This window comes from Polaromonas potterensis (genome assembly GCF_033446725.1).
Taxonomy (GTDB): Bacteria; Pseudomonadota; Gammaproteobacteria; order Burkholderiales; family Burkholderiaceae_C; genus Polaromonas.
On sequence record NZ_JAWQLX010000011.1, the window covers coordinates 73521 to 99600 of the forward strand.

General features: G+C 62.3%; 26 protein-coding genes and 1 pseudogene. 15 read left to right on the forward strand and 12 right to left on the reverse strand.

Going from position 1 to position 26080, the window contains the following annotated elements; all coding sequences use genetic code 11:
* Positions 1-27 precede the first annotated feature (27 nt).
* Complete coding sequence (locus tag R6254_RS18475; protein WP_318409013.1) at positions 28-972, forward strand: LysR family transcriptional regulator; 945 nt, start codon at positions 28-30, stop codon at positions 970-972.
* A 132-nt stretch (positions 973-1104) separates the two neighbouring features.
* Here the strand turns inward: R6254_RS18475 and R6254_RS18480 are convergent, their stop codons facing one another.
* Positions 1105-1569 (reverse strand): CBS domain-containing protein, encoded by a 465-nt coding sequence (locus tag R6254_RS18480; RefSeq protein ID WP_318409014.1) that lies wholly within the window; start codon positions 1567-1569, stop codon positions 1105-1107.
* A gap of 170 nt (positions 1570-1739) precedes the next feature.
* Here R6254_RS18480 and R6254_RS18485 point away from each other — a divergent pair, with 170 nt between their 5' ends.
* The 5 genes and pseudogenes from R6254_RS18485 to R6254_RS18505 all read left to right on the forward strand — a co-directional run.
* Positions 1740-3035, forward strand: coding sequence for an O-acetylhomoserine aminocarboxypropyltransferase (locus R6254_RS18485; RefSeq protein WP_318409016.1), 1296 nt, complete (start codon positions 1740-1742; stop codon positions 3033-3035).
* A gap of 122 nt (positions 3036-3157) precedes the next feature.
* Positions 3158-3988: an alpha/beta fold hydrolase gene (locus R6254_RS18490; RefSeq protein WP_318409018.1), complete on the forward strand. Its 831-nt coding sequence runs from the start codon at positions 3158-3160 to the stop codon at positions 3986-3988.
* Between the two features lie 76 nt (positions 3989-4064).
* Positions 4065-5549 carry an amino acid permease gene (locus tag R6254_RS18495; protein WP_318409020.1) on the forward strand — a complete coding sequence of 495 codons (1485 nt, stop codon included), beginning with the start codon at positions 4065-4067 and terminating at the stop codon, positions 5547-5549.
* A 99-nt stretch (positions 5550-5648) separates the two neighbouring features.
* Positions 5649-7331 (forward strand): amidohydrolase, encoded by a 1683-nt coding sequence (locus tag R6254_RS18500; protein ID WP_318409021.1) that lies wholly within the window; start codon positions 5649-5651, stop codon positions 7329-7331.
* A gap of 112 nt (positions 7332-7443) precedes the next feature.
* Positions 7444-8044: pseudogene (locus R6254_RS18505) on the forward strand (cytochrome P450 family protein); the annotation flags it as partial.
* A 73-nt stretch (positions 8045-8117) separates the two neighbouring features.
* On the opposite strand, the gene R6254_RS18510 reads toward R6254_RS18505, so the two are convergent.
* From R6254_RS18510 to R6254_RS18520, 3 genes are all read right to left on the reverse strand, one after another.
* Positions 8118-8591, reverse strand: a complete 474-nt coding sequence (locus R6254_RS18510; protein WP_318409022.1) for a cupin domain-containing protein — start codon at positions 8589-8591, stop codon at positions 8118-8120.
* 114 nt (positions 8592-8705) lie between these two features.
* Positions 8706-8999 carry a GYD domain-containing protein gene (locus R6254_RS18515; RefSeq protein WP_318409024.1) on the reverse strand — a complete coding sequence of 98 codons (294 nt, stop codon included), beginning with the start codon at positions 8997-8999 and terminating at the stop codon, positions 8706-8708.
* Positions 9000-9146: 147 nt separating this feature from the next.
* Complete coding sequence (locus tag R6254_RS18520) at positions 9147-10532, reverse strand: FAD-binding oxidoreductase (RefSeq protein ID WP_318409026.1); 1386 nt, start codon at positions 10530-10532, stop codon at positions 9147-9149.
* A 401-nt stretch (positions 10533-10933) separates the two neighbouring features.
* Here R6254_RS18520 and R6254_RS18525 point away from each other — a divergent pair, with 401 nt between their 5' ends.
* Positions 10934-12259, forward strand: a complete 1326-nt coding sequence (locus tag R6254_RS18525; protein ID WP_318409028.1) for a cytochrome P450 — start codon at positions 10934-10936, stop codon at positions 12257-12259.
* Here R6254_RS18525 and R6254_RS18530 read toward each other — a convergent pair.
* Positions 12251-12631, reverse strand: coding sequence for a thioredoxin family protein (locus R6254_RS18530; RefSeq protein ID WP_318409030.1), 381 nt, complete (start codon positions 12629-12631; stop codon positions 12251-12253). The genes R6254_RS18525 and R6254_RS18530 overlap by 9 nt on opposite strands.
* A 55-nt stretch (positions 12632-12686) precedes the next feature.
* On the opposite strand from R6254_RS18530, the gene R6254_RS18535 reads away from it, so the two are divergent.
* A complete protein-coding gene (locus R6254_RS18535) occupies positions 12687-13031 on the forward strand; it encodes an Mpo1-like protein (RefSeq protein ID WP_318409032.1) in 345 nt (114 codons plus the stop codon).
* Positions 13031-13750 (forward strand): ribonuclease activity regulator RraA, encoded by a 720-nt coding sequence (locus R6254_RS18540; RefSeq protein WP_318409033.1) that lies wholly within the window; start codon positions 13031-13033, stop codon positions 13748-13750. The genes R6254_RS18535 and R6254_RS18540 overlap by 1 nt, the downstream gene beginning before the upstream one ends.
* A 45-nt stretch (positions 13751-13795) precedes the next feature.
* Here the strand turns inward: R6254_RS18540 and R6254_RS18545 are convergent, their stop codons facing one another.
* On the reverse strand, positions 13796-14998 hold the full coding sequence (locus R6254_RS18545; protein ID WP_318409035.1) for a YihY family inner membrane protein: 1203 nt from the start codon (positions 14996-14998) through the stop codon (positions 13796-13798).
* 21 nt (positions 14999-15019) lie between these two features.
* Here R6254_RS18545 and R6254_RS18550 point away from each other — a divergent pair, with 21 nt between their 5' ends.
* The 6 genes from R6254_RS18550 (at position 15020) to xth (ending at position 19657) form a co-directional block, all read left to right on the forward strand.
* Positions 15020-15427: a DUF2069 domain-containing protein gene (locus R6254_RS18550; protein ID WP_318409037.1), complete on the forward strand. Its 408-nt coding sequence runs from the start codon at positions 15020-15022 to the stop codon at positions 15425-15427.
* Entirely contained in the window at positions 15424-16845 is a 1422-nt protein-coding gene (locus R6254_RS18555) for an FAD-binding oxidoreductase (protein ID WP_318409039.1), read from the forward strand. Before R6254_RS18550 ends, R6254_RS18555 begins: the two co-directional genes overlap by 4 nt.
* Before the next feature lie 61 nt (positions 16846-16906).
* Positions 16907-17737 (forward strand): thymidylate synthase, encoded by an 831-nt coding sequence (locus R6254_RS18560; RefSeq protein WP_318409040.1) that lies wholly within the window; start codon positions 16907-16909, stop codon positions 17735-17737.
* 10 nt (positions 17738-17747) lie between these two features.
* Positions 17748-18296: a dihydrofolate reductase gene (locus R6254_RS18565; RefSeq protein WP_318409042.1), complete on the forward strand. Its 549-nt coding sequence runs from the start codon at positions 17748-17750 to the stop codon at positions 18294-18296.
* Positions 18247-18831, forward strand: coding sequence for a DUF4337 domain-containing protein (locus R6254_RS18570; protein WP_318409044.1), 585 nt, complete (start codon positions 18247-18249; stop codon positions 18829-18831). The genes R6254_RS18565 and R6254_RS18570 overlap by 50 nt, the downstream gene beginning before the upstream one ends.
* A 43-nt stretch (positions 18832-18874) precedes the next feature.
* Entirely contained in the window at positions 18875-19657 is a 783-nt protein-coding gene (gene xth, locus R6254_RS18575; protein ID WP_318409046.1) for an exodeoxyribonuclease III, read from the forward strand.
* Between the two features lie 50 nt (positions 19658-19707).
* Here xth and R6254_RS18580 read toward each other — a convergent pair whose 3' ends face one another.
* The 6 genes from R6254_RS18580 to R6254_RS18605 all read right to left on the reverse strand — a co-directional run bounded on the left by R6254_RS18580 (position 19708) and on the right by R6254_RS18605 (position 26060).
* Entirely contained in the window at positions 19708-19971 is a 264-nt protein-coding gene (locus tag R6254_RS18580) for an HNH endonuclease (protein WP_318409047.1), read from the reverse strand.
* 161 nt (positions 19972-20132) lie between these two features.
* A complete protein-coding gene (ntrC, locus tag R6254_RS18585; RefSeq protein ID WP_318409048.1) occupies positions 20133-21668 on the reverse strand; it encodes a nitrogen regulation protein NR(I) in 1536 nt (511 codons plus the stop codon).
* Positions 21669-21724: 56 nt separating this feature from the next.
* Positions 21725-22816: a nitrogen regulation protein NR(II) gene (gene glnL, locus R6254_RS18590; protein WP_318409050.1), complete on the reverse strand. Its 1092-nt coding sequence runs from the start codon at positions 22814-22816 to the stop codon at positions 21725-21727.
* 23 nt (positions 22817-22839) lie between these two features.
* A complete protein-coding gene (locus R6254_RS18595) occupies positions 22840-23352 on the reverse strand; it encodes a hypothetical protein (RefSeq protein ID WP_318409052.1) in 513 nt (170 codons plus the stop codon).
* A 147-nt stretch (positions 23353-23499) separates the two neighbouring features.
* Positions 23500-24915 carry a type I glutamate--ammonia ligase gene (gene glnA / locus R6254_RS18600; RefSeq protein WP_318409054.1) on the reverse strand — a complete coding sequence of 472 codons (1416 nt, stop codon included), beginning with the start codon at positions 24913-24915 and terminating at the stop codon, positions 23500-23502.
* Between the two features lie 224 nt (positions 24916-25139).
* Positions 25140-26060: a competence/damage-inducible protein A gene (locus R6254_RS18605; RefSeq protein ID WP_318409056.1), complete on the reverse strand. Its 921-nt coding sequence runs from the start codon at positions 26058-26060 to the stop codon at positions 25140-25142.
* Positions 26061-26080 lie beyond the last annotated feature (20 nt).

Sequence of the window (26080 nt, forward strand, 5' to 3'; positions counted from 1 at the left end):
GATGGCTGCGCTGACGGATCGAACTGAATGGACTTGCGGCGAATCGATCTCAACCTGCTCGTGGTGTTCGAGGCCCTGGTGTCCGAGGGCAGCGTTTCCAGCGCTGCGCGACGGCTGCACTTGTCGCAAAGCGCCATGAGCCACGCCTTGTCCCGTCTGCGGGACGCTTTCGGCGATCCCATCCTGGTGCGCCATGGTCGCGGGATGGAAGCCACGCCGCAGGCACTGGCGGCCCTTCCCGAAGTGAGATCGCTGCTTGTCCAGGTCGGCCGCCTGTTTGCACACGGTGGCCGCTTCGATCCGGCGACAGCCGATCGCAGCGTGCACATCGGGGCGTCGGATCACGCCGCGGCGCTGGTGCTGCCCGCGCTGATCGCCAGCATTCGCCGCGAAGCACCCGGTATCCGGCTGCGGCTGCGCCATGCAGGGCGTGTGGATGCGCCGCAGATGCTGCGGTCGGGCCAGCTGGACCTGGCCCTGGGCGTCCTCAACAACCTGACCGCGGACCTGGCTACCCAGCCGCTGATCTCAGAGCCGTATATGTGCGCCGTGGCTGAAGAGACCGCAACAAAGCTGCCGCTGTCGCGCGGTGACTACCTCGAGGCAGAACACATCAATGTGCTGGTACAGGGCGATACGCTGGGGCTGATTGACGAGGCACTGGCCCGACAGGGCCTGGCCAGACGCATTGCGCTGACCGTCCCCCACTTCAGCACCGCGCTGGCCTTGTTGCCCGGCACGCCGCTGGTGTACACGGGACCGGCCAGCCTGTTCACCCGCACGCCGCAAGGGCTGCGTCTGTTCAAGCCTCCCGTGGATCTGCCGGAGTTCCCGACACAACTGGCTTGGTCCGTGCGCAACCAGAACGACGAGGGGCTGCAATGGCTGCGCAAGCAGATTGTGGCGCAGTTTCAGTCGGTGAAAAAACCTGGCGCTAATGAAGAAGAGCGATCCATCACCGACGCTGCTTGAGCGCTCTCCCCGGGGACGAGAGAGCTCGCATGTCAGAATAGGAATTTAAGAAAAATCAGCACCCAGCCCTTATGGACAGTGCGTAGACAGCTATTGAATCAATAGCGCCTTATCTGGCGGCGTGCGGCAGGCTCACAGCTTGGTTTCTGGCACTTCTTCTTCCTCCGAAGGCCAGTCACGGATATAAGCCTTGAGCATCTTGTTCTCGAAGTTCTGCCCATCGACCACCGCCTTGGCCACGTCGTAAAACGAAATCACGCCTTCCAGCACTTTTTTGTTGAGCACCGGCATGTAGCGCGCGTGACGGCCCAGCATCATGCGCCGCACTTCGTCAATTTCGGTGTCGGGCGTGCAGGTCAGCGGCGCATCGTCCATCGCGCTGCGTACCACCATGGTGCCAACCGCACCGTCGTTTTTGACCAGGGCCAGAATCACTTCGCGAAAAGTCAGCATGCCGACCAGGTCGCCGTGTTCCATCACCACCAGTGAGCCGATGTCTTTGTCGGCCATGACTTTCACCGCATTGGCCAGCGCTTCGTCGGGATGAGCGGTGTAAAGCGTGTTGCCCTTAACACGCAGGATATCAAGGACTTTCATAAGGCGCTCCTTTGTGTTTATTACCTCGGCCGACTGCCCATTTTCAGCAGTGCCCTCAGGCGAAAAATTCAGTTCAAATATAGCCCACAATCGGCTGGCAAGCCATTGCGATTTGTTTCAGGGCGGCTGTGGTCGGCCCTGCCATTTGTTCTGTCCTTACTGGAGACTCCATGTCTGGCTACTCTGACCCCGGCTTTGACACGCTGGCGCTACACGCCGGCGCTGCGCCCGACCCGGCCACCGGCGCACGCGCCGTGCCGATTCACCTGACCACCTCTTTTGTTTTCGAGTCCAGCGACCATGCCGCCGCGCTGTTCAACCTGGAACGTGCTGGCCACGTCTATTCGCGCATCAGCAACCCGACCAACGCGGTGCTGGAGCAACGGGTGTCAGCGCTGGAAGGCGGCATAGGCGCGATCGCCACCGCCAGCGGCCAGGCCGCGCTGCACCTGGCCATCGCCACCTTGATGGGGGCCGGCTCACACATCGTGGCCTCCACCGCGCTTTACGGCGGCAGCCAGAACCTGCTGCACTACACGATGCGCCGCTTCGGCATAGACACCACCTTTGTCAAACCCGGCGACATGGACGGCTGGCGTGCAGCCGTGCGGCCCAACACCAAGCTGTTTTTCGGCGAAACCGTCGGCAACCCCGGCCTGGACGTGCTGGACATATCGATGGTCGCCAACATCGCGCATGAAGCCGGCGTGCCACTGCTGGTGGACTCGACCCTGACCTCCCCGTGGCTGGTCAAACCTTTCGACCACGGTGCCGACCTGGTCTACCACTCGGCTACCAAATTTTTGAGCGGCCACGGCACGGTGATCGGCGGCATCGTGGTGGACGGCGGCAGCTTCGACTGGGAAAAGTCCGGAAAATTCGCCGAACTGACCGAGGCTTATGACGGCTTTCACAACATGGTGTTCAGCGAGGAAAGCACGGTTGGCGCCTTTCTGCTGCGCGCCCGCCGCGAAGGCCTGCGCGACTTCGGCGCCTGCATGAGCCCACACAGCGCCTGGCTGATTTTGCAAGGCATTGAAACCCTGCCGCTGCGCATGGCGCGGCACATGTCCAACACCGCCCGGGTGGTCGAATTCCTGGCGGCCCAGCCTTTTGTCTCGCGTGTCGGCCACCCCATGCTGGCGTCCCACCCCAGCCACGCGCTGGCGCAAAAACTGCTGCCGCGCGGCGCCGGTTCGGTTTTCAGCTTTGACATCAAGGGCAACCGCGAACAGGGCAAAAAATTCATCGAAACGCTGAAGGTCTTCAGCCACCTGGCCAATGTGGGTGACTGCCGCAGCCTGGTGATTCACCCGGCCAGCACCACCCACTTCCGCATGACGGACGAAGCGTTGGCGGCGGGCGGTATCACGCAGGGCACGATTCGCCTGTCCATCGGCCTGGAAGACCCGGATGACCTGATCGACGACCTGAAGCGGGCGCTGAAGGCGGCCGAGAAAGCCTAGGCCTTGTCATGGCGGGCCTGACCCGCCATCCAGGCTGCACGGAATGAAGCGCCGCCATGGATTCCGGATCAAGTCCGGAATGACAGTCATAAAAACACCACGACACGGGAACAGGAGACAAGATGTATTTGCAAGTCAACGGCCACAAGACCTACTGCTACACCGGCGGCAAACCTTTTGACGCGGCCAAACCCACGGTCGTTTTCATCCACGGCGTACTCAACGACCACAGCGTGTGGATTCTGCAAACCCGTTCCCTGGCCCACCACGGCTGGAACGTGCTGGCCGTGGACTTGCCGGGCCACTGCAAAAGTGAAGGCGAGGCGCCCAGCAGCGTGGAAGAAGCGGCCGACTTCATCGCCGCGCTGCTGGATGCGGCGGGCGTGGCCAAGGCCGCGCTGGTTGGCCACAGTTGGGGTTCGCTGATCGCGCTGGAAGCGGCGGCCAGGCTCAAGGAGCGCGTGAGCCACCTGGTGCTGGTCGGCACCGCCTACCCGATGAAGGTCTCGCCCGCCTTGCTCGAGAGTTCGCTCAACGAGCCGATGAAGGCCCTGACCATGATCAATGTGTTCTCGCGCAGCACCCTGGCCCCGCCGCCCTCGGCGCTGGGCCCGGGTACCTGGGTTTATGGCGCCAGCCTGGCGCTGGGCCGTCGCGTCTTGGCCAGCAACACCCGGGTCAACGTTTTTCACCGCGGCTTCAAAGCCTGCGACAGTTATGCCAATGGCGAAAATGCCATCGCCCGGATCACCTGCCCGGTCCTCTTCCTGCTGGGGGCACAAGACCAGATGACCCAGCCCAAAGCCGCGCAGTTGCTGATCAAGCAAGCCCAAAGCAGCGGCAAAACCGTGCAGGTGGTCAGCCTGTCCGTGGGCCACAACCAGATGAACGAGGCACCGGAAGAGACGCTGGCCGCGATCCGCGGCTTTCTGGCGCAGACGGTTATAAACTAATAAGCAAGCGTATGATTGCGAGGTTTTGCCTCCAGGGAGGAGGCGGACCCCCGTCCACTCATTACAACAAAGCTTCATGCCCTCCGAGACCCCGCTGACCGAACCGTCGCCCCCCTCCCTGCACCGGGTACTGACCGCCCGCCACCTCACCATGATCGCGATCGGCGGCTCGATCGGCACCGGGCTGTTCGTGGCCTCGGGTGCCACCGTGTCGCAGGCCGGCCCCGGCGGCGCATTGGCCGCCTACCTGCTGATAGGCGCGATGGTGTATTTCCTGATGACCAGCCTGGGCGAGCTGGCCGCCTACATGCCGGTGTCGGGCTCGTTCGCGACCTATGGCGCGCTGTATGTGGACGAGGGTTTTGGCTTCGCGCTGGGCTGGAACTATTGGTACAACTGGGCCGTCACCATCGCCGTGGAACTGGTCGCGGCCCAACTGGTCATGCAGTACTGGTTTCCGGGCAGCTCGGGCGTGTTGTGGAGTGCGATGTTTCTCGGGCTGATGTTCCTGATCAACGCCATTTCCGTGCGTGGTTTCGGTGAGACGGAGTTCTGGCTGGCGCTGATCAAGGTCGTCACCGTGGTGGCCTTCATCGTGGTTGGCATCCTCATGATCTTCGGCATCCTGCAGGGCGACCATCCGCCGGGCGGACTGGCCAACTTCACGGTCGGCGATGCTCCTTTTGTGGGCGGCCTGCCGGCCATGATGGGGGTGGCGATGATTGCCGGTTTTTCCTTCCAGGGCACCGAGCTGATAGGTGTGGCGGCCGGCGAGTCGGCCGACCCAGCCAAAAACATTCCGCGCGCGGTTCGGCAGGTGTTCTGGCGCATCCTGCTGTTTTATGTGTTGGCGATCCTGGTCATCGGCCTGCTGATCCCCTACACCGACCCCAACCTCATCAAGACCGACCTCGGTTCCGTCAGTGTGAGTCCCTTCACGCTGGTGTTCCAGCATGCTGGTCTGGCTTTTGCCGCGAGTGTGATGAATGCGGTGATCCTGACAGCCGTGTTGTCGGCGGGCAACTCGGGCATGTATGCCTCGACCCGCATGTTGTTCAACCTCGCGGTCGACCGCCGCGCCCCGCAATGTTTCGCGCGACTGACCCGCGCCGGCGTGCCGCTCAACGCGCTGCTGGCCACCACGGCCGTGGGCGCGCTGTGTTTTCTGACCTCGCTGGGCGAAAGCCAGAACATCTACCTCTGGCTGCTCAACCTCTCGGGCATGACGGGATTTGTGGCCTGGCTGGGCATTGCCGTCAGCCACTACCGCTTCCGCAAGGGCCTGCTGGCGCAGGGCCTGGACCTGGGCCTGCTGCCATACCGCTCGCCCTTCTTTCCCTACGGACCCTTTTTCGCCTTCGGGCTGTGCCTGATCGTGACACTGGGGCAAAACTACGCTGCTTTCATAGGTGGCAACATTGACTGGGTCGGGGTGCTGGCGACCTACATCGGCATCTTCGTCTTCCTGGGCATGTGGCTGGGCTACCGGCTGGTTCGCAAGACCCGCATCGTCGCCTACGCGGACATGCCCTTCCCCGGCCTGCATCCCAAAAAACCCTGACATGCGCCGGGCCCCCCTGGCGGCAGCCGCCGCCCCGGTGGCGCCGGGACCGCTTTCTCTTTTCCCCTTCCCCCTAAAACTATCCCAACAGGAGAACTCATGAAAAAACATCTGCTGCAACCCCTCGCGGCACTGGCCGCGACCCTGGCACTGGCGGCCGGCTCGGCCCAGGCAGCGCCCACGCTGGTGGACCACGTCCAGGGCTACACCTTCAGCAAGGACAAACTCACCACCTTCACCGGCCTGGTGTTCGACCAGGGCAAGGTGTTGCGTGTGGGTGATGCCGCCGCGCTGGCCAAGCAATACCCCAACGCACGCCGCGTGAACGGCCAGGGCAAGACCCTGCTGCCGGGCCTGATCGACGTCCACGGCCACGTCTTCCGCATCGGCTTTCGCCGCAGCGAAGTGGTGGTGACAGGCACCCAGACCTTGCCTGAAGCACTGGACCGTATCAAGACCTACGCCCAGGCCAACCCGGCACGCCAGTGGCTGGTGGGTTCGGGCTGGAACCAGGTGATCTGGAAGCTGGGTCGTTTCCCCACGGCCGCCGAACTCGATACCGCCATTGCCGACCGCCCCGCCACGCTGCGTCGCGTGGATGGCCACGCCACCTGGGCCAACAGCAAGGCCTTGCAACTGGCCGGCATCACACGTGACACGCCGGATCCGGACGGCGGCCGCATCGAACGTGATGCCAAAGGCAACCCCAGCGGCGTGCTGGTCGACAAGGCGCAGGCCTTGCTGGCCAAGGTCATGCCCCCGTACACCGACGAAGAACGCCGCCTGTCGCTCGACTCCGCGCAGCGCCACTTCAACTCGCTGGGCCTGACCTCCGTGGGTGATGCTGGTGCCGGGGTCAACGAAGTCCGCATCTACCGCGAATTCGCCGACCAGAAAAAACTCACGACGCGTATCTACGCCATGATCGGCGACGTCGGCGACGACTACAAGGCGCTGGCCGTTCAAGGCCCGATCAAGGGTTATGCGGATGACCGCTTCAACCTGCGCGCCGTCAAACTTTACGCCGACGGCGCCCTGGGCAGCCGTGGCGCGGCCTTGCTGGAGCCCTACTCGGACGACCACAGCAACAAGGGTCTGCTGTTCATGGACGACGCCACGATACAGGCCAAGACCAAAACCGCGCTCAAGGCCGGCTACCAGGTCAACATCCACGCCATCGGCGATGCGGCCAATCGTCAGATCCTCAACGCCTATGAGGCAGCCTACAAGGAAGTTGGCGGCGACCAGCTGCGCAACCGCATCGAACACGCACAAGTGATTTCGCTGGCAGACATCCCGCGCTTCAAGACCTTGAGCCTGATCGCCTCGATGCAGCCCACCCACGCCACCAGCGACATGAACATGGCCGAAGACCGCATTGGCAAGGAGCGCATCAAGGGCGCTTACGCCTGGCAAACCATGCTCAAACAAGGCACCGTGGTGGCAGGCGGTTCGGACTTCCCCGTCGAGTCGGCCAACCCGTTTTTTGGCCTGCATTCCGCGGTGAACCGGACCGACCATGACGGCAAGCCCATCGCCGGCTGGCACCCTGAAGAAGCCATGACATTGACGCAGGCCTTCCGCGCCTTCACACTGGACGCGGCCTACGCCCAGCACCAGGAAAAAGTCATCGGTTCGCTGGAGCCTGGCAAGTGGGCCGACTTCATCCTGGTGGACCAGAACCCGTTCAAGATCGATCCCTCCAAGCTCTGGAACACCCAGGTTCTGGAGACCTGGCTGGCCGGCGAACGCGTCTACAAACAGGCCCCCGCCAAGCGCTAAGCCCTATCCCGGCGCCTTCCCCCCTGTTTAGGCAGGCGCCGGGTGGCAGCCCATCGGGTATAAGGATCGGGCGCGAGACCTTCGCGCCCACCTGATGGACCTTGCTGCCATGATGAATGCCGAAATCACGCCTCCCCTGTCGCCACAACGTGTGTACGACATCGCCGCCAGTTTCGATCTGCGCGAGCTGCCCCCCGATTTTTACGCCAACCCCTACCCGGTCTACGCGCGCCTGCGCGCATCCGAGCCGGTACGGCGCATGCCCGACGGCTCCTGGTTCCTGACCCGTTACGCCGACATCGTGGCGGTCTACCGCGACGCACAGACCTTCAGCTCGGACAAGAAGGTGGAATTCACGCCCAAGTATGGCGAAAGCGCACCGCTGCTGGAACACCACACGACCAGCCTGGTGTTCAACGACCCGCCGCTGCATACGCGCGTGCGCAAGCTGATCATGGGCGCGCTGACGCGGCGCGCCATCGCCGGGATGGAGCCCGGCCTGGTCACGCTCGTGGACGGCCTGCTCAATGCGATCGAAGCCAGGGGCGGCGGCGACCTGATCGAGGACTTCGCCTCGGCGATCCCGGTGGAGATCATCGGCAACCTGTTGGGTGTGCCGCATGCCGACCGCTGCCCGCTGCCCGCTGCGCGACTGGTCGCTCGCCATCCTCGGGGCACTCGAACCCAAACTCACGCCCGAGCAGGAGGCGCGGCGCTTTTCCGCGCGCCCCTCTCGATCAATATCAGGCAAGAAAGCGTCGGTTGGCAGTGCGGCCGAACGCAGCGCTATTTTTTTCTGGGATCATCGGCCGGATTGACATAATTGACGCCCCACGGCCCCACCCCGTGGACTTGGACGATGGTTTCCTCCTTGGTCCAGGCGAAATGGTTGGTCTTGGGCTGCATGATGGCGACACTGCCCGCTGCCAAGGGCATGGTTTTTGCCGGATCAAGCATGTCCCCGGTTCCCATGTTGAAGGTGCCGGAAATCACCGTGACATGCTCGATGGCGGGATGCCAGTGGGCCGGGATCTTGTAGTCGGCGGGGAGCTTCAAACGGAAGGTAATTGGGTTCGCCTCGTTCATCGGGCCTTCGATGACGGCGAGCTTCGCCCCCGGCGGCAGGGAGGGCACATCGGTCCACTTCAGATCAGCCGGCAAGACCATGACGTGGCCATCGCCGGCTGCCCATGTCGTGGACGGGGCAAGGCAGGCGCACACGAGCGTGATAGCGACCACCGCAATTTGACTTGCTTTCATTTCCTTCTCCTTTGTTGAGCAACATGTCGCTGGGTTGAGGCCCGGAAATCCATCAAGCGCTGGCACTGGCCTCGACGGTGCACGCCGAACGAACGGTTTCGGGCTGGCAGGCCTCTATGCCATCTTGGCAAGAATTCCGTTCATTTCATCCTTGCTGAAGGCGCGCAGAGTCTGCATGCGAACATTGCCGGCCCCAGCGATGGCCAGCGCGAATGCGGTGGCCGACTCGTCATCCGGTGCTTCGATGGTCACCACCAGGTCGTATTTCCCGAGTGTCCAGTAGATCTGCGTCATCTTGGCTCCGAACTTCTTGGCCGCCTCCTGAACCGCCTCCGCGCGTTTTGTGGTGTCCTTGACGCTACGGATCCCCTGATCGGTAAAGCTGGAAAGTGCAATGTAGGTTCCCATGATTATTCTCCTTGTGGCAACAGGGACCTCGGACAGTGGGCAGGCCAGCGGCGGTCCCGAAACGCTGGCCTGGCTTGCCGGCTCAGTGGCGGCCAAACACATTCCACGACAACCGGCTGTGAGGCGCCAGGCGCCAGGGGTCAGGGGTCAGGCGGGCTTGATATTCTGGTTCGTGCTGAAGAGGTTGGCCGGGTCGTATTTGCGCTTGATCTGGGCCAGGCGATCGTAGTTCGGACCGTAAGCCGCCTTCACGCGATCGCTCTCGTCGGCGGTGAGGAAATTGACGTAAACGCCACCGCTGGCAAAGGGCGCTGAGGCCTTGAAAAAGTCACGCGCCCAGCCGATGCAGCGCTCGTCGTCGGCCGGGTCCGCCCAGCGGCCGTGGACGTTCATCACGAACAGCGCATCGCGGTGCGGGTAGGCCGCGGAGTCGGGCGCCGGCCGTGTGGTAGCGCCGCCGATGGCGCCAAAAAATATCTCGCACTGGGGCGAGGGCAACTTCTCGATGTACTCAATGACGGCGTCAAACAGTCCGTCGTCGAGCACCGAGAAATTGTGCGACTTCCAGTAGTTGCGAGCGCCCGGGGTGAGCAGCGGGTCAAAGGCCTGTTGCCAGGCGGTGTAGGGTTGCACGCCGACGTGCTCGCCCAAGGGGGTGCCGAAGGTGCGCAGCGGCGCTATGAGCGGCTGGCCCTGCGCCGGGTCACCCGCGTAGCACAGCGCGAGCGCGATCATCCCCTGGCCGTGGACCTTCTCGGGGAGGAAGGGCAGAGGCGGCGCCTGACGCAGGACGGCCCATACCGCAAGCTCGTCGGGTGCCTTCGCGATGAATTCGCGGTATTGCTGCAGCACCGCCTTCGCCTCGGAAAGCGGGTAGACGATCAGGCCACTCAGGAGGTCCGGACCGACCGGGTGGAGCCGGAACTCGAAGCGGGTCACAACGCCAAAATTGCCGCTACCGCCGCGGAGAGCCCAGAAAAGGTCGGGATGCTCCGTGGCGCTGGCGCGCAGCACCTCACCGGCCGCGGTGACCACCTCGGCGGACTCCAGGTTGTCGACGGTCATGCCGTACTTGCGGCTGAGCCAGCCGAAGCCACCGCCGAGCGTCAGGCCCGCGACACCGGTGGTGGAGTTGATGCCGAGCGGCGTGGCGAGGCCGTGGGCCTGGCTTGCGGCGTCGAAGTCAGCGAGCGTGGCGCCGCCCTCAATGGTTGCGCGGCGCGCGCCAGCATCGACGCTGGCGGCCTTCATCTGCGACAGGTCAATGACGATGCCGTCGTCACATATCGCACTGCCTGCGATGTTGTGCCCGCCGCCGCGGACGGCGAGCGCGAGGCCGTTGTCCCTGGCGAAGTTGACCGCCCGAACGACGTCCGGCGTGGTGGCGCAACGGACAATGAGCGCGGGGTGCTTGTCGATCGTCGCGTTCCAGACCTTGCGTGCGCTTTCGTAGCCATCGTCATCCGGGAGAATCACCTCCCCCCCTGCGCTCTCTTTTAGCGCCTGGATCTTCGTCGCTTGCAATGCAGTCATGGCGTGCTCCTTCGGTTGAGAAAAAACGATCCGTTGAAGGCCATCAGAGCAAGGGTCAACGCTGGCAACGGCCCCGGGTACCGCCAGCCCCAGTCAATGCAAGGCGACACCCCACCGTTCTTCATCACGGCACCGGAGCCCCCTGAGAGTTCCCCCAAAAAAAACAGAGCGCCGGTATTCAGCTCAACCTGGCAGCTGCATTCTTTGCACGGGCAAATTTGCCACCCACCCTTGTAGCACCGGCATCCGCATCAAGCCAGAGCCAGTTGTATCCAAAGGTCTGTGCACCTGAAACCGGGTACCTAAAACAAGGTAGAGGGTACGCAGTCACGTACTCCTGCTGGCCTCGGGCTGCACTGCCGACCTGCGTCGCAGGCAGGCCGCAATGCCACAATGACCGCATGCCAGACGCTTTACCCTTTGTCATCACCCCACCGCTTTCTGCGGAGCGCGCACGGGACATCGCAGCCAGTTTCGACCTGCGCGCCCTGCCCGCAGACTTCTACGCCAACCCCTACCCGGTCTACGCGCGGCTGCGCGCATCCGAGCCGGTAAAACACATGCCCGACGGCTCCTGGTTCCTGACCCGTTACGCCGACATCGTGGCGGTGTACCGCGACGCCCAGACCTTCAGCTCCGACAAAAAAGTGGAGTTCACGCCCAAATACGGCGCCGGTTCGCCGCTGCTGGAGCATCACACGACCAGCCTGGTGTTCAACGACCCGCCGTTACACACCCGCGTGCGCAAACTCATCATGGGTGCGCTGACACGGCGTGCGATTGCCGACATGGAGCCCGGTTTGATCACACTGGTGGACAGCCTGCTGGACCGCATCGAAGCCCAAGGTGGCGGCGACTTGATCGAAGACTTCGCCTCGGCGATTCCAGTCGAGATCATCGGCAACCTGCTGGGTGTGCCGCATGCCGACCGCGGCCCCTTGCGCGACTGGTCGCTCGCCATCCTGGGCGCGCTGGAGCCCAAACTCACACCCGAGCAGGAGGCGCGTGGCAACCGCAGCGTCAGCGAATTCACGGCTTACCTGAAGACCCTGGTGGCAGAACGCCGCCAACACCCCGGGGATCCGGAACACGATGTGTTGACCCGCCTGATCCAGGGCGAAAACACGAAGTCGCCTGACGGCTCCGTGGCCGGAGAACAACTCAGCGAAACCGAACTGCTGCAAAACTGCGTGTTTATCCTCAACGCCGGCCATGAAACCACCACCAACCTGATCGGCAATGCGCTGGTGCTGCTGCAGGAGTGGCCCGAGGCCAGGCAGCAATTGCTATCAAAAATGCAGCTATCTGCGCACACTGGACAAGGGCTAGAGGCCGATTTAGCTGTTGAAATCGACGAATTCCTGCGTTTTGAGTCATCCAACCAGCTGAGCAACCGGCGCGCCCTCAAAGCCTGCCAGGTCGGTGGTGTGGACCTGCCGGCAGGAACCTTGCTGACCCTGTGTATAGGCGCAGCCAACCGCGACCCGGCGCAGTTTGAACATCCCGAACAACTGGACCTGGCGCGTGCGAACAACCGCCACCTGGCCTTCGGCTTTGGCATCCACCAGTGCGCCGGCCTGAGCCTGGCGCGGCTGGAGGGTCGAATCGCCGTCGGCCGCTTTCTGCAGCGCTTCCCCGACTACAGCCTCACAGCCCCGCCTACCCGAGGCGGGCGGGCCCGCTTCAGGGGATTTTTGAACGCGCCCTTCAGCGTCAAGTCACGCTGATTTCAGGTTTTGGTACAGCGTGCGCGCCAAGGCTGTCAGGGCCGGGTCGACCGATGTTGCGGCCACACCGGGCGCCAAGGCTCCCACCATCCGCGACAAGGTGCCGGCGTGTGGCAACAAGGGACCGGCGAACCTAAGCTCGTCACCATCGGCAATCAACAGTGTCGGAAAAGTTTCGATGTCGAGCTCACCCACCAGCGCCGCCTGGTCTTCAATGTCCAGCCAGAGAAATGGCATGCCCGGGTACTCGGCGGCCACCTGGTCGAACACGGTCCGGTAGTCGCGGCAGGTGCCGCACCAGTCGGCACACAAACAGGCCACCCAGCGCTGGGCGGGGTCACGGTGAAGATACGGCGGGCAAGGGTCAGACATAAGTGCAATTGTGTGTCGGCGTGACTATCATGGGTGATTCACCCGGAGACAAGCCATGACCACCACGACTTCCAGCGCACCACCCGCAGCAGTAGACGCCAAAACCTTCCAAAGGTTCGCCGAGTTTTACCCCTTTTATCTGACCGAACACAGCAACCGCACCTGCCGCCGCCTGCATTTTGTGGGCTCCAGCCTGTCGCTGTTATGCCTGCTGGCGCTGGTCCTCACGCGCCAGCCGCTGTGGTTGCTGGCGGGTTTGTTCTGCGGTTACGGTTTTGCCTGGGTCGGCCATTTTGTGTTCGAGAAAAACAGACCCGCGTCCTTCAAACGCCCGCTGTACAGCTTCATGGGCGACTGGGCCATGTACAAGGACATCTGGCTGGGCAAGGTCAAGATCTGATGACAAGCAACGCCACCCTCCCGCTGGAAACCCAGGCCATCGAGACCCTCTCCCGCGTCACCACCGCCACACTGACCACCCTGCTGCTTAAAAAAGGCTTGCGCAATGTCTGGCTGCGCGGCGCGCGCCCCTTGCGCGCCGGCCAGCCCCGGCTGGTGGGCCGGGCTTTTACCCTGCGTTTTGTGCCGGCGCGTGAAGACCTGGCCACACCCGAGTCCTGGTCTTCGCCGATTTCGACCCGCGCCGCGATCGAAGACATGCCCGCCGGCTGCATCGCCGTGGTGGACGCCATGGGTGTCAGCGACGCGGGGATTTTTGGCGACATCCTCTGTGCCCGCATGCACAAGCGCGGTGTGGCCGCGCTGGTGAGTGACGGCGTGGTGCGTGACCAGGCCGGCGTGTTGGCCACTGGCCTGCCGGTCTGGTGCAGCGGTGCCGCCGCGCCGCCTTCTGTGGCCGGCCTGACTTTTGTCGCCTGGCAGCAGCCGATTGCCTGCGGCGGCGTGGCGGTGTTTCCCAACGACGTGATTGTGGTGGACGACGACGGCGCGGTGCTGATTCCCGCCGCGCTGCTCGAAGAAATGCTGGTTCTGGCCCCCGAGCAGGAACGGCTGGAAGCCTGGATCATGGCTGAGGTCGAAAACGGCGCGGCCTTGCCTGGCCTGTACCCGCCGAATGCCGAAAACAAGGCGCGTTATGAGGCGCAAAAATCTGGCTAACAGGCCTTGATCACCCAGTCTGCCGCGCTTGAGTTGCTATCATTTTTATAACGCGTCACGCAGCATCAGTGCGGGCAAACGCGCGTTTTCCCATAATTTTTTCATGGAGGCGTCTTTACTCAAGAGCAACTGCGCCATCAGCGGCTCCAGCGCCGTGGCGTCCGGGTCAGCCAGCAGCAGATAACGCGCTTCGTGCGCATTGTCAGGGTCGGTCAGTTGGCCTATCCAGTCCAGCGCCATCAGGGTTTCCAGCACCGGCTCCAGTTGCAACACATCAACCTGCAGCGCCTGCGCCAGTTGCGAAGCCTCCAGGCCGATGTGACTGGTGCTGCGCGCCTGGTGCAACTGCTGCAGCAACTCCACCGCCAGCTGGAACTGCCAGCCGTGCGCACTGCCGCGGCGTTTCACCCCGGCCATCAGGCTGGGCAGGTAGGCCGCAATCACCGCGCCCATCAAGACGATGACCCAGGCGACGTAAATCCAGACCAGCAAAATCGGCAAGGTGGCAAAGGCGCCATACACCAGCGAATAGGTCGGCACGCTGCTGAGGTACAAGCTCAGCGCTTTTTTCGCCAGCTCGATGCCGGCCGCCACAAACAAACCACCGACCCAGGCATGTGACCAGCGCACAAAGGTGTTGGGCACATAACGGTAGAGGGCGGCCATGCCGCCGGCCAGCAGGAAGAACTGCGCCACGTCCAGCAGAAATCGCAATCCGTCGGGCAAGGTCCCGACCATGCCGCGCGAGGCGGACAACACATACGACGTCACCGCCAGGCTGGCGCCCAGCACCAGTGGCCCCAGGGTGATCGCGGCCCAATAAATCAGCACGCGCTGGGCCAGGGGGCGCGGCTGTTTCACGCGCCAGATACCGTTGAGCGTGCGGTCTATGGTCAGGATCAGCGCAATTGCCGTCCCCAGCAACACCGCCAGGCCGGCGACGCCGAGTTTGCTGGCCTGTTTGGCGAATTGCGTCAGGTAGCCCAGCACCTGGCGCGAAATGTCGTCGGGAATCAGGCTGTTGACCAACCACACCTGCAAGGTGCCCTGCAGCTTGGAAAACATCGGAAAAGCCGTGAAAATCGCCAGCGCCACCGTGAAAAACGGCACCAGCGCAATGCTGGTGGTGAAGGTCAGGCTGCTGGCCGTCAGGCCCATGTGGTCTTCGCGAAAACGCTGGCGCAGGGTGATGGCGGTATCACGCCAGGGAAAATGGGATAAGTCAGTCAATAACTGCTGGAAATTCATCCCCGGTATCATGCCATCGACATGAGCCTCAACATCCACAAAACAACACAGATAGACGCCACGCGCTGGCTCGCCCTGGGCAGCCTGGGCGGCCTGATCATTCTCGGCCTGGCCTGGGAGCTTTGGCTGGCACCGGTGCGTCCGGGCGGCTCGCTGCTGGCCCTGAAAGTCCTGCCCTTGTGTATTCCCCTGGCCGGCCTGCTGAAAAACCGCATGTACACCTACCGCTGGCTCAGCCTGATGATCTGGCTGTATTTCACCGAAGGCGCGGTGCGCGCCTGGAGCGACAAGCCGCCCGGCAATTACCTGGCGATGATCGAGGTCGTCCTGTGCCTGCTGCTGTTTACCGCCTGCGCCATGCATGTGCGTATTCGCCTGAAAAATGCCAAAAACCCGTCAACCCCTGAACCGGAACCCCAAACACCGTGAACACCCACAACGAACTGCTTGAATCCCTCCGCCACATCGTGGGCGCGCCCAATGTTCTGACCGACGGCGACCTGACCGCCTGGGTGCAGGACTGGCGCAAGCGTGAAACCGGCAAGGCGCTGGCCGTGGTGCGACCGGCTTCCACGCCGGAAGTCGCCGCCGTGGTGAAGGCCTGTGCTGCGGCACGCGTGAGCATCGTGCCGCAAGGCGGCAACACCGGCATGGTGGTGGGCTCCACCCCGGACGCCAGCGGCACCCAGGTCGTCCTGAGCCTGACACGCATGAACAAGGTGCGTACCCTCGATGCGGGCAACCTGACCATCACCGTCGATGCCGGCTGCGTGTTGCAAAACCTGCAGGAAGCGTGTGAACAAGCCGGTTTTCTGTTCCCGCTGAGTCTGGCGTCTGAAGGCAGTTGCACCATAGGCGGCAACCTCGGCACGAATGCCGGCGGCACCCAGGTCGTGCGTTACGGCAATACCCGCGAACTCTGCCTGGGGCTGGAAGTCGTGAATGCGCAGGGTGAAATCTGGGACGGCCTGTCCGGCCTGCGCAAGGACAACACCGGCTACGACCTGCGCCACCTGTTCATCGGCAGCGAAGGCACGCTGGGCGTCATCACAGCCGCGACCATGAAGCTATACCCCATGCCCAAGGCCCAGCTCACCGCCTTTGCCGCCGTGCCCACGCTCGAGGCCGCCGTGCAGTTGCTCGGCCTGGCGCATGAGCACCTCGGTTCCGGCCTGACAGGTTTCGAGGTCATGGGCCAGTTCGCGCTGAGCCTGGTGGCCAAACACTTCCCGCAGCAGCGTGTGCCTTTCTGGCAGGAGTCAGCCTGGTGCGTGGTGCTGGAGAACTCGGACAACGAATCGGAAGCCCATGCACGGGCCTGCTTTGAGCGCCTGCTCGAAGCGGCCATGGAGGCGGGCTGCGTGGTCGATGCGGTGGTCGCCGAGAGCATGGCCCAGGCACACGCGTTGTGGCACATCCGCGAAAGCATCCCCCTGGCGCAGGCCGAAGAGGGCCTGAACATCAAACATGACATCTCGATCAATGTCTCGCGCATCCCCGAATTTGTGGCCGAGACCAACGCCCTGCTGCTCGCGCGTTTTCCCGGCGCGCGTTTGGTGGTGTATGGCCACCTGGGCGACGGCAACCTGCACTACAACGTGCAGGCGCCCGAACATGACGACCAGGCACGCTTCCTCAACGAGGAGGAGGCGCCCATGAATGCGCTGGTTTACGAGGTCGTGGACCGCTACCGGGGGTCGATCTCGGCCGAACACGGTGTCGGCAGCCTCAAGGTCGACACCTTGCCCAAACACAAATCGCCAGTCGCGATGGGCATGATGCGTGCCATCAAACACGGCCTGGATCCCCTGAACCTGATGAACCCGGGACGGGTGCTGAAGGCATAATCAAGGCCATCGCGGCACCCGTGCCGCGCCCTCTTTTCCAGCACCTTTAGCCCGGTTTTTCATGACCTCTCCCATCCGCTCCCAATACGAAGATTTCATGCGCCATGTGGACACGCAGGGCGTGCTCAAGGCCGACCGCACTGGCACCGGCACCAAAAGCGTGTTTGGTTACCAGATGCGTTTTGACCTGAATGAAGGCTTTCCGCTGGTGACCACCAAAAAGGTGCACCTCAAGTCCATCGTGCATGAACTGCTGTGGTTTCTGCAGGGCTCCAGCGACAACAACTGGCTGAAAGAGCGCGGCGTGACGATCTGGGACGAGTGGGCACGTGAAGACGGCGACCTGGGCCCGGTCTACGGCGTGCAGTGGCGCAGCTGGCCCACACCCGAGGGCGGCCATATCGACCAGATCGCCGAAGTCATCAAGACCTTGAAGACCAACCCCGACTCGCGCCGCATCATCGTCAGCGCCTGGAACGTGGCCGATCTGAGCAAGATGGCCTTGATGCCCTGCCATGCTTTTTTCCAGTTTTACGTGGCCCCGGCCACCGAGCCCGGCGGCAAGGGCAAACTGAGTTGCCAGCTGTACCAGCGCAGCGCAGACATCTTTCTCGGCGTGCCCTTCAACATCGCCAGCTACGCCCTGCTCACCCACATGGTGGCGCAGCAATGTGATCTGGACGTGGGTGACTTCATCTGGACCGGCGGCGACTGCCACATCTACAGCAACCACGCCGAACAGGTCGCGCTGCAACTGAGCCGCACACCTTTCGCCTACCCGACGCTGAAGATCAAACGCAAGCCCGCGTCGATTTTTGAATACGAGTTTGATGATTTTGAGTTTGTGGATTACCAGCACCACCCGGCCATCAAGGCGCCGGTAGCGGTCTAGTCAGAGTTCCATGCGAATCAACATGATTTTTGCCCGCTCCGCCAATGGCGTGATTGGTAGTCACAATCGACTTCCATGGCATCTACCGGAAGACATGGCGCACTTCAAGCAGCTGACCCACGGCCATCCGGTCATCATGGGCCGCAAGACTTGGGAATCGTTACCGCCCAAGTTTCGGCCACTGCCAGGTCGAGTCAATATAGTCATTACCAGCCAGACTGACTGGTCTGATGTGGGCGCAGTAGTAGCATCGAGCTTCCCTGAGGCGCTCACGCTCTGCGGACGAGATGCCGAGGTTTGGGTCATTGGCGGCGCTCAAATCTACGCGCTGGCCAAGTCACTGGCTCATCGCGTCGAGGTCACCGAGATTGAGCAGGACTACCAAGGCGATGCTTTTGCACCAGTGCTTGGGTCCGCTTTGCGGGAGGTATCGCGAGAAACCCACGTGTCTTCTAACGGCTTACCGTTTAGTTTTATCACTTACAACAAACAACAAATGGAGATGCGACATGTCAGGAGCTGGATTTCACGTACACGGACCTCACGACCACGAGCTTGAGCATGCCGCGCAGAGCGGTCACGACAGCAGCGGTGGCATGATTGCGCAGATCGCCGTCATCACCGCCGTCATCGCCACCGTGGGCGCGCTCTTTTCCTACATGGGCGGCGCCACGCAGGCCAATGCCGGCCTGTACAAGAACACCGCCGCCATCAAGAAGACCGAAGCGGCCAACCAGTGGGCCTTTTACCAGGCCAAAAGCACCAAGCAGTCGCTGGCCGAATTTGCCCGAGACCTGGCACCCGAAGATAAAAAGGTCGCCTACCAGGGCCGGGTAGAGCGCTACGACAGGGAAAAAAGTGACATCAAGACGGTCGCCGAGAAACTGGAAGCCGAGTCCCTGGCCTGGGACAAGTCCTCCGACGATCAGATGCACCAGCACCACCGCTGGGCCCAGGCCACCACCGTGCTGCAAGTCTCCATTGCGCTGGCGGCGATTGCCCTGCTGACGCGCAAGAAATGGCTGGAGTACGGCATGTTCGCGCTGGCCAGTGTCGGCCTGGTGCTGGGCGGCCTGGCAGCGCTACATATTTAATAGCTACTCACGCCCGACCTGATTGGGCTGGAACCCTGAAACTATGAAAATCGCCACCTGGAACGTCAACTCCCTGGCCGTGCGCCTGCCGCAGGTGCTGGACTGGCTGGCCGCCAACCCGGTCGATGCCTTATGTCTGCAGGAACTCAAGCTCAGCGACGACAAGTTTCCGCTAGAAGCGCTGGCCGCCGCCGGTTACCACAGCGCCGTCTTCGGGCAGAAAACCTATAACGGCGTCGCCATCCTGAGTCGCACGCCGGCGCGCGACATTGTGAAAAACATCGTGAGTTTTGCCGACGAGCAGTCGCGCGTGATTGCCGTGACGCTGGACACGCCGCAAGGCGAACTGCGCCTGGTCAACGGTTATTTCGTCAACGGACAAGCGCCCGGCAGCGAGAAGTTTGAATACAAGATGAAGTGGCTGGGCGGCCTGCGTAGCTGGCTGCAGGGCGAACTGCTTGCCCATCCCAAGCTGGTGCTGGTCGGCGATTTCAACATCACGACCGATGACCGCGACACCTACGATGCCGAAGGTCTGCGCGAAACCATTCACCACACCACCGAGGAGCGCGAACACCTCCAGGCCCTGCTGGGATTGGGCCTGCATGATGCTTTCCGGCTCTTCGAGCAGCCGGAGAAAAGTTACTCCTGGTGGGACTACCGCGAGTTTGCTTTCCGCCGCAACCGCGGCCTGCGCATTGACTACATCCTGGTCAGCGACGTACTCAAACCGGCCGTCAAAAGCTGCGTGATCGACAAGCTGCCGCGCAAGAACGAACGCCCCAGCGACCACGTGCCGGTGGTGGTCGACCTTGACTTGCTATAAATAAAATAGCTGCTTGCGCCCGTTAGAAAAGGGCTAGAGGCCTATTTCACTCACAAACTCCGGGCCACCTGGCCGGGCAGGGTCGGCGACTCCGGCACCGCGCCCTTGGCGTGGCGCTGGCTGTTGCAGACCTCATGGCTGATCGCCAGGTTTTCGGCGTGGCTGTTGCCGCCTTCGCTGAGCGGGCGGATGTGCTCCAGCGTGGCGGCGCCAGGCAAGACATGGGCACCACACACCCAACACGGCACTTGGCCATGCAACTGGCGGGCCACAGTTTTGTAGATCTTGTCGCGGGTCAGGGAAAGTCGGCTCATGCTTGAACTTTAACCTCAGGCGCAAAGAGCACGCGCGGCGAACAAACGCTGACGCTGTCCCCAGCCAGCCGGGGCCGCGGGTCCGGCTTCGCCGGCCCGCAGGCGCAGCGCCCCCTCGGGGGGCAGCGCAGTACACGAAGTGACAAGCGTGGGGGCTCCAGCTACTCCAGATGCAGTTCCTGAATCTTGCGTGTGATGGTGTTGCGGCCAATGCCCAGCTTTTGCGCGGCTTCGATACGCCGTCCGCGGGTATTAAGCAACGCCGTCTGGATCAGCCTGGATTCAAAACGCCGGGTCAACACATCCCAGACATCGCTGCGGCCGCTCGCCAGCAGAGCCTGGGCTTCGGCTTCCAGCCCCGACTCCCAGCCGCCGTCGCTCAAAGCCACGGCGGACTCGGCTGGCGCGTTGGTCGCCAGTATGTCGGCCGCAGCGGCCTGAATGAAGTCTGCAGGCAGCGGATGCAAGAGTGGCGCCACCCCGCTTTCAAGCAACACCGGCGGCGGCGGCGCCCGAACTGGTTCGGGCACGGCATCGCGCACCTCGGGCGGCAAATCCTTGGCTTCGATGACCTGGGCTGGTGCCATCACGGTCAGCCAGTGGCAGATGTTCTCCAACTGGCGCACATTGCCTGGAAAACTGAAGGTGCTGAGCTGCTGCAGCGCGGCATCTGAGATACGTTTGGGTTCGGCTACCCCGAGCTGTTTGGCGCTTTGTTGCAGGAAGTGGCGCGTCAGCATGAACACGTCCTCGCGCCGCTCGCGCAAGGCCGGCAAGCGCAGGCGGATCACGTTGAGGCGGTGAAACAAATCTTCCCGAAAACCACCTTCCTTGACGCGCTGCTCCAGGTCCTGGTGGGTGGCCGCAATCACGCGTACATTGGTCTTGACGGCGTTGTGGCCGCCGACGCGGTAGAAATTGCCGTCTGAGAGCACACGCAGCAAACGGGTCTGCAGATCAAACGGCATGTCGCCGATTTCGTCCAGAAACAAGGTGCCGCCGTCGGCCTGCTCGAAACGGCCGCGGCGCATGGTTTGTGCGCCCGTGAAAGCGCCGCGCTCATGGCCGAACAACTCACTCTCCAGCAAGTCTTTGGGAATGGCGGCCGTGTTGATCGCCACAAACGGCCCATTGGCGCGTGGCGAGTGTTTGTGCAGGGCGCGGGCCACCAGCTCCTTGCCCGAGCCTGATTCGCCGGTGATCATCACCGTGACATTGCTCTGGCTGAGCCGGCCGATGGCGCGGAACACGTCCTGCATCGCCGGCGCCTGGCCCAGCATTTCGGGCGCGGCGGCCATGCGTTCTTCGGCCACCTCCTCGCGCTGGCTTTCCTCGACCGCGCGGCGTATCAACTCGACGGCTTTGGGCAGGTCAAAGGGTTTGGGCAAATATTCAAACGCACCGCCCTGGAAGGCCGAGACGGCGCTGTCCAGGTCGGAAAACGCCGTCATGATGATGACGGGCAGCCCGGGATGTTTTTCCTTGACCTTGGCCAACAGGTCCAGGCCGGAGCCACCGGGCATGCGAATGTCGCTGACCAGCACCTGCGGGCCGTCCTCGTCGGTGGCAATGTCCAGCGCCGCCAGGACTTCGCGCGGGTTGGTGAAGCTGCGGGTGGGCAGGCCTTCGCGCAGCAAGGCCTTTTCCAGCACAAACCGGATGGACTGGTCATCATCAACAATCCAGATCGGTTTCATAGTTCTTATCCCTTTGGTACGTCGACCGGTTATCCATCAATGACAGGGGACGGCGCTCAAGGCAGCGGTATCAGCAGCTTGAAATCCGTGCGGCCGGGGACGCTGTCGCACTCGATCAAGCCGTGGTGTTGCTGAACAAAGGTTTGCGCCAATGTCAGCCCCAACCCGGAACCGCCCTCCCGCCCTGAGATCAGGGGAAAGAAAATTCGGTCCTTGATGGAGTCCGGAACGCCCGGTCCATTGTCGATAACATGCAATTCCAGTGCCAAGCGATAACGCTGCTTGCCGAAAGTGACCTGGCGTGCAATCCGGCTCCGGAAACTGATCTGCGCATCACCCGCCGCAATCCGATCCGCCAGCGCCTGCGCGGCGTTGTGGGCGATGTTGAGCACGGCCTGGATCAGTTGCTCGCGGTCACCGCGAAAGTCGGGAATCGAGATGTCGTAGTCGCGCAGCACACGCAGGCCTTTGGGGAACTCGGCCAGGATCAACGAACGCACCCGCTCGCAGACCTCATGGATATTCACGTCGCCCACCAGGTGTGGCCGGCGGTGCGGCGCCAGCAGGCGGTCGACCAGGGTCTGCAGGCGGTCCGCCTCGTGGATGATGACCTGGGTGTATTCGGTCAACTCCTTGGACTCGATCTCCATCTGCAGCAATTGCGCCGCGCCGCGTATGCCGCCCAACGGGTTTTTGATCTCATGCGCGAGGTTGCGGATCAACTCCTTGTTGGCCTGCGCCTGGTCGAGCAGCCGCTCCTCGCGGTCTTGCTTGGCCTGCTGCTCCAGCGGCAGCAGCTCGACAATCGCTTCGCCCGGCGTGTCGGTCTGCGCCACCACCACGTGCACAGGCATGGGTTCGCGGTTCAGGGGTTTGAGCCAGGCGTCGTAACGCAGGGCCGCGAATTCATTGCTGCCCGCACCTTCCAGCGCATTGTGCAGGATCAAGGGCTCGGTGAAACAGTCGGGCAGTTGCGAGCCCTCGATGGTGCGGCGCGAAATGCCCAGTGCGTCTTCCAGCGCGGCATTGGCAAACACCACCACGCCATTGGTACGCACCACGGCCACCAGCGTGGCCAGCAGGTCAAAAGACTGAAAGCGGGGGGAGGCCTGAGCGGCGGCGGGGAGGAAAGTAGGTGGCTTGTTCAAGCCACCATTTTGACGCAGAACGATTACTGCGGCGCGCTGTTGCCGGGCAAGCGGGCAATTTCACGTTTCAGGCCGGCAATGTCACTTTCGTGGCGGGTGATGCTTTCTTTCATCGCGGCCACCCGGTCAAGGTAACGCTGGTGGTTGCGCCCTTCAATGCCCTGTTTGTCGGGCTCGCCGTTGTTGTATTCTTTTTGCTGCTCGGCCAGTTTGAGCTCGGCCTTTTTCAGTTCGGCCTCGAGGATGGCCCGCATGTCGCTGTCACGCGCGCGCTGCTCGCTGTTGCTGGACGCTGGCGCGGCCTGCACCGCCGAGGCCACACGCACGGACGGCCGGCTCACCGGCGTGCCCTGGACCACGGTAACGTTGCCACCTTCGATCGGCTTGCAGCCGCGCGCCTGCGCATCCTTGGCGTTGTTGATGTATTCGGTGCCGGTTTTGCCGCTGCAACGGAAAATGCGCTCCTGGGCGAAAACGCTGGAGACACCACTGGCCAAAAGAACAAGAGAAATTGAAAGAAGTACTGTAGGTTTCATGCGTAACCCCATGTGCCTGTTCAGGCCTGGACGGTCTGCCAGTATCCTGCAAAGGTCTCAAAATGCAAAACCCTGCAAGTAATAAACACAGCGCCCATAAAAAAGGACGGCCAAAGCCGTCCTTTTTTGACCACAAACTGTAAAAAATTACAGGGAGTAATACATCTCGAACTCGATCGGGTGTGTGGCCTGGCGCAAGCGCGTCACTTCACCCATTTTCAGTTCAATGTAGGCATCCAGCATGCTGTCGGTGAACACGCCACCTTTGGTCAGGAAGCCGCGGCCCACGTCGAGTGCGTCCAGGGCCTGGTCCAGGCTGTGGCAAACGGTTGGCACTTTGGCATCTTCCTCGGGCGGCAGATGGTACAAGTCTTTCGTCGCGGCTTCGCCAGGATGGATCTTGTTTTCCACGCCGTCCAGGCCAGCCATCATCAAGGCCGCAAAGCCGAGGTAAGGGTTCATCAGGGGATCGGGGAAACGCGCTTCAATGCGACGGCCCTTGGGGTTGGCCACATAAGGAATGCGGATCGATGCCGAGCGGTTCTTGGCCGAATAAGCCAGCTTGACCGGTGCTTCGTAACCAGGCACCAGGCGCTTGTAGCTGTTGGTGCCGGGGTTGGTGATGGCGTTCAGGGCACGCGCGTGCTTGATGATGCCGCCCACGTAGTAGAGCGCGAAGTCGGACAGGCCGGCATAACCGTCGCCGGCAAACAGGTTTTTGCCGTCTTTCCAGATCGACTGGTGCACGTGCATGCCGGAGCCGTTGTCACCAACGATGGGCTTGGGCATGAAGGTGGCGGTTTTGCCGTAGGCATTGGCCACGTTGTGCACCACGTATTTCAGCAGCTGCGTCCAGTCGGCGCGCTCGACCAGCGTGCTGAAGCGGGTGCCGATTTCATTCTGGCCGGCGCCGGCCACTTCGTGGTGGAACACCTCGACCGGAATGCCCAGCGATTCGAGAATCAGCGACATCTCGGCGCGCATGTCTTGCGTGCTGTCGACCGGTGGCACGGGGAAATAACCGCCCTTGACGGTGGGCCGGTGACCGCGGTTGCCGCCTTCGAGCTTTTTGCCCGAGTTCCAGGGTGCTTCGTATTCTTCGATCTTGAAGAAGGTGCCCGACATGTCGGTGTTCCAGCGCACGTCGTCAAAGATGAAAAATTCTGGTTCTGGTCCGAAGAAGGCCGTGTCGCCCAGGCCGGTGGCCTTGAGGTACGCTTCGGCGCGTTTGGCAATGGAACGCGGGTCGCGGTCATAAGCCTTGCCGTCACTGGGCTCGACCACGTCGCAGCTCAGCAGCAGCGTGGTTTCTTCAAAGAAGGGATCGATGTTGGCCGTGTTGGCGTCAGGCATCAGTTGCATGTCGGAGGCTTCGATGCCCTTCCAGCCGGCAATCGAAGAGCCGTCAAACGCATGGCCCGAAACGAATTTGTCTTCGTCAAAGTGGGACACAGGCACGGTCACGTGCTGTTCTTTGCCCCGGGTGTCGGTAAAACGGAAGTCAACAAACTTGACTTCGTTTTCCTTGACCATTTTCATGACGTCTGCGACGGTCTTTGCCATCAGAATCTCCTGTTGCTGGATGGTGGTTAAAAAAATATGCTCGTGCTGGGTGAATGCACTTTTTATGCCAAACCCGATGGCCGGTTTTTTTCTGCCAAGCCTTCGATTGTGCCGCCATCTGGCGCGGGATAAGCCGGCGACCGGCCTGCCAGACCGGAAAAATCATTCCCACCAAAAAGCACCAAACAAGTGCAAATCAACAAGCCCGTTATTGGTGCATCGATTTATCGCACCAATTCAGGGCCTAACTTAGCATTAAATGTGTGCAGCCCGGCCAACAGCGCCGGAAAAGCGGCATTCACCAACTCTGGCGGGCCTTTCACGCCCAGCTCGATATGCCGGCCGTATTCGGGGTGGTCCACGCTGGGCAAGCTGAACACCTTGACGCCGCTGTAATTGGCCTCGATGGCGAGCATCAGCGGCGTCAACGTCGCCTCCATGGAACCCATCACAATCACGGATTTTTCGACGTAGGCCGATTGTTGGTGCAAATCGGCGTGGTCCGTGTCGAGCACCCACTCGATCATGGGCCAGGCCATGACGGGAAAGCCAGGAACGAAATGTATGCCCCCACGCTTCCCCACTTCGTGTGGGTCGCTGCCCCCCGTGGGGGCTGGCCTTGCTAGGGGCGGCCCGTCGCGGCGGCCGTTGCTATCTACAGAACCATTTCGTTGCACGTAGCAGCTGAAGCCGGGGATTTTGTTGTACGGGTTGGGAATGATCTCGGCGCCCACCGGAAACATGCCCATGTTCAGGCGGTGGATGTTGTCGTGCCGGTCCGGTTCATACGGCACGCCCTGCTCCCTGGCGACGTCCTGCATGCGTGCGCGGATCAGGGCTTCGGCTTCGGGGTGTAAGGCCAGCGCCACGCCCAAGGCGTCGGCGGCACACTGGCGCGTATGGTCGTCCGGCGTGGCGCCTATGCCGCCGCAGGAGAACACCACGTCGCCCGAGGCCCGCGCGGCCGCAAAGGCGCGCGCCAACACCGCGGTGATACGCGCCGGGTCATCCCCCACGTAGTCCGCATAACTGAGCTGCAGGCCACGCGCGGCCAGCAGCTCAATGGCCTTGGGCAGGTGTTTGTCGGCACGTTTTCCCGAGAGGATTTCGTCGCCGATGATGATGAGTCCGAAGTGAGTGCTCATGGTGAAACGCCTGAATAAAG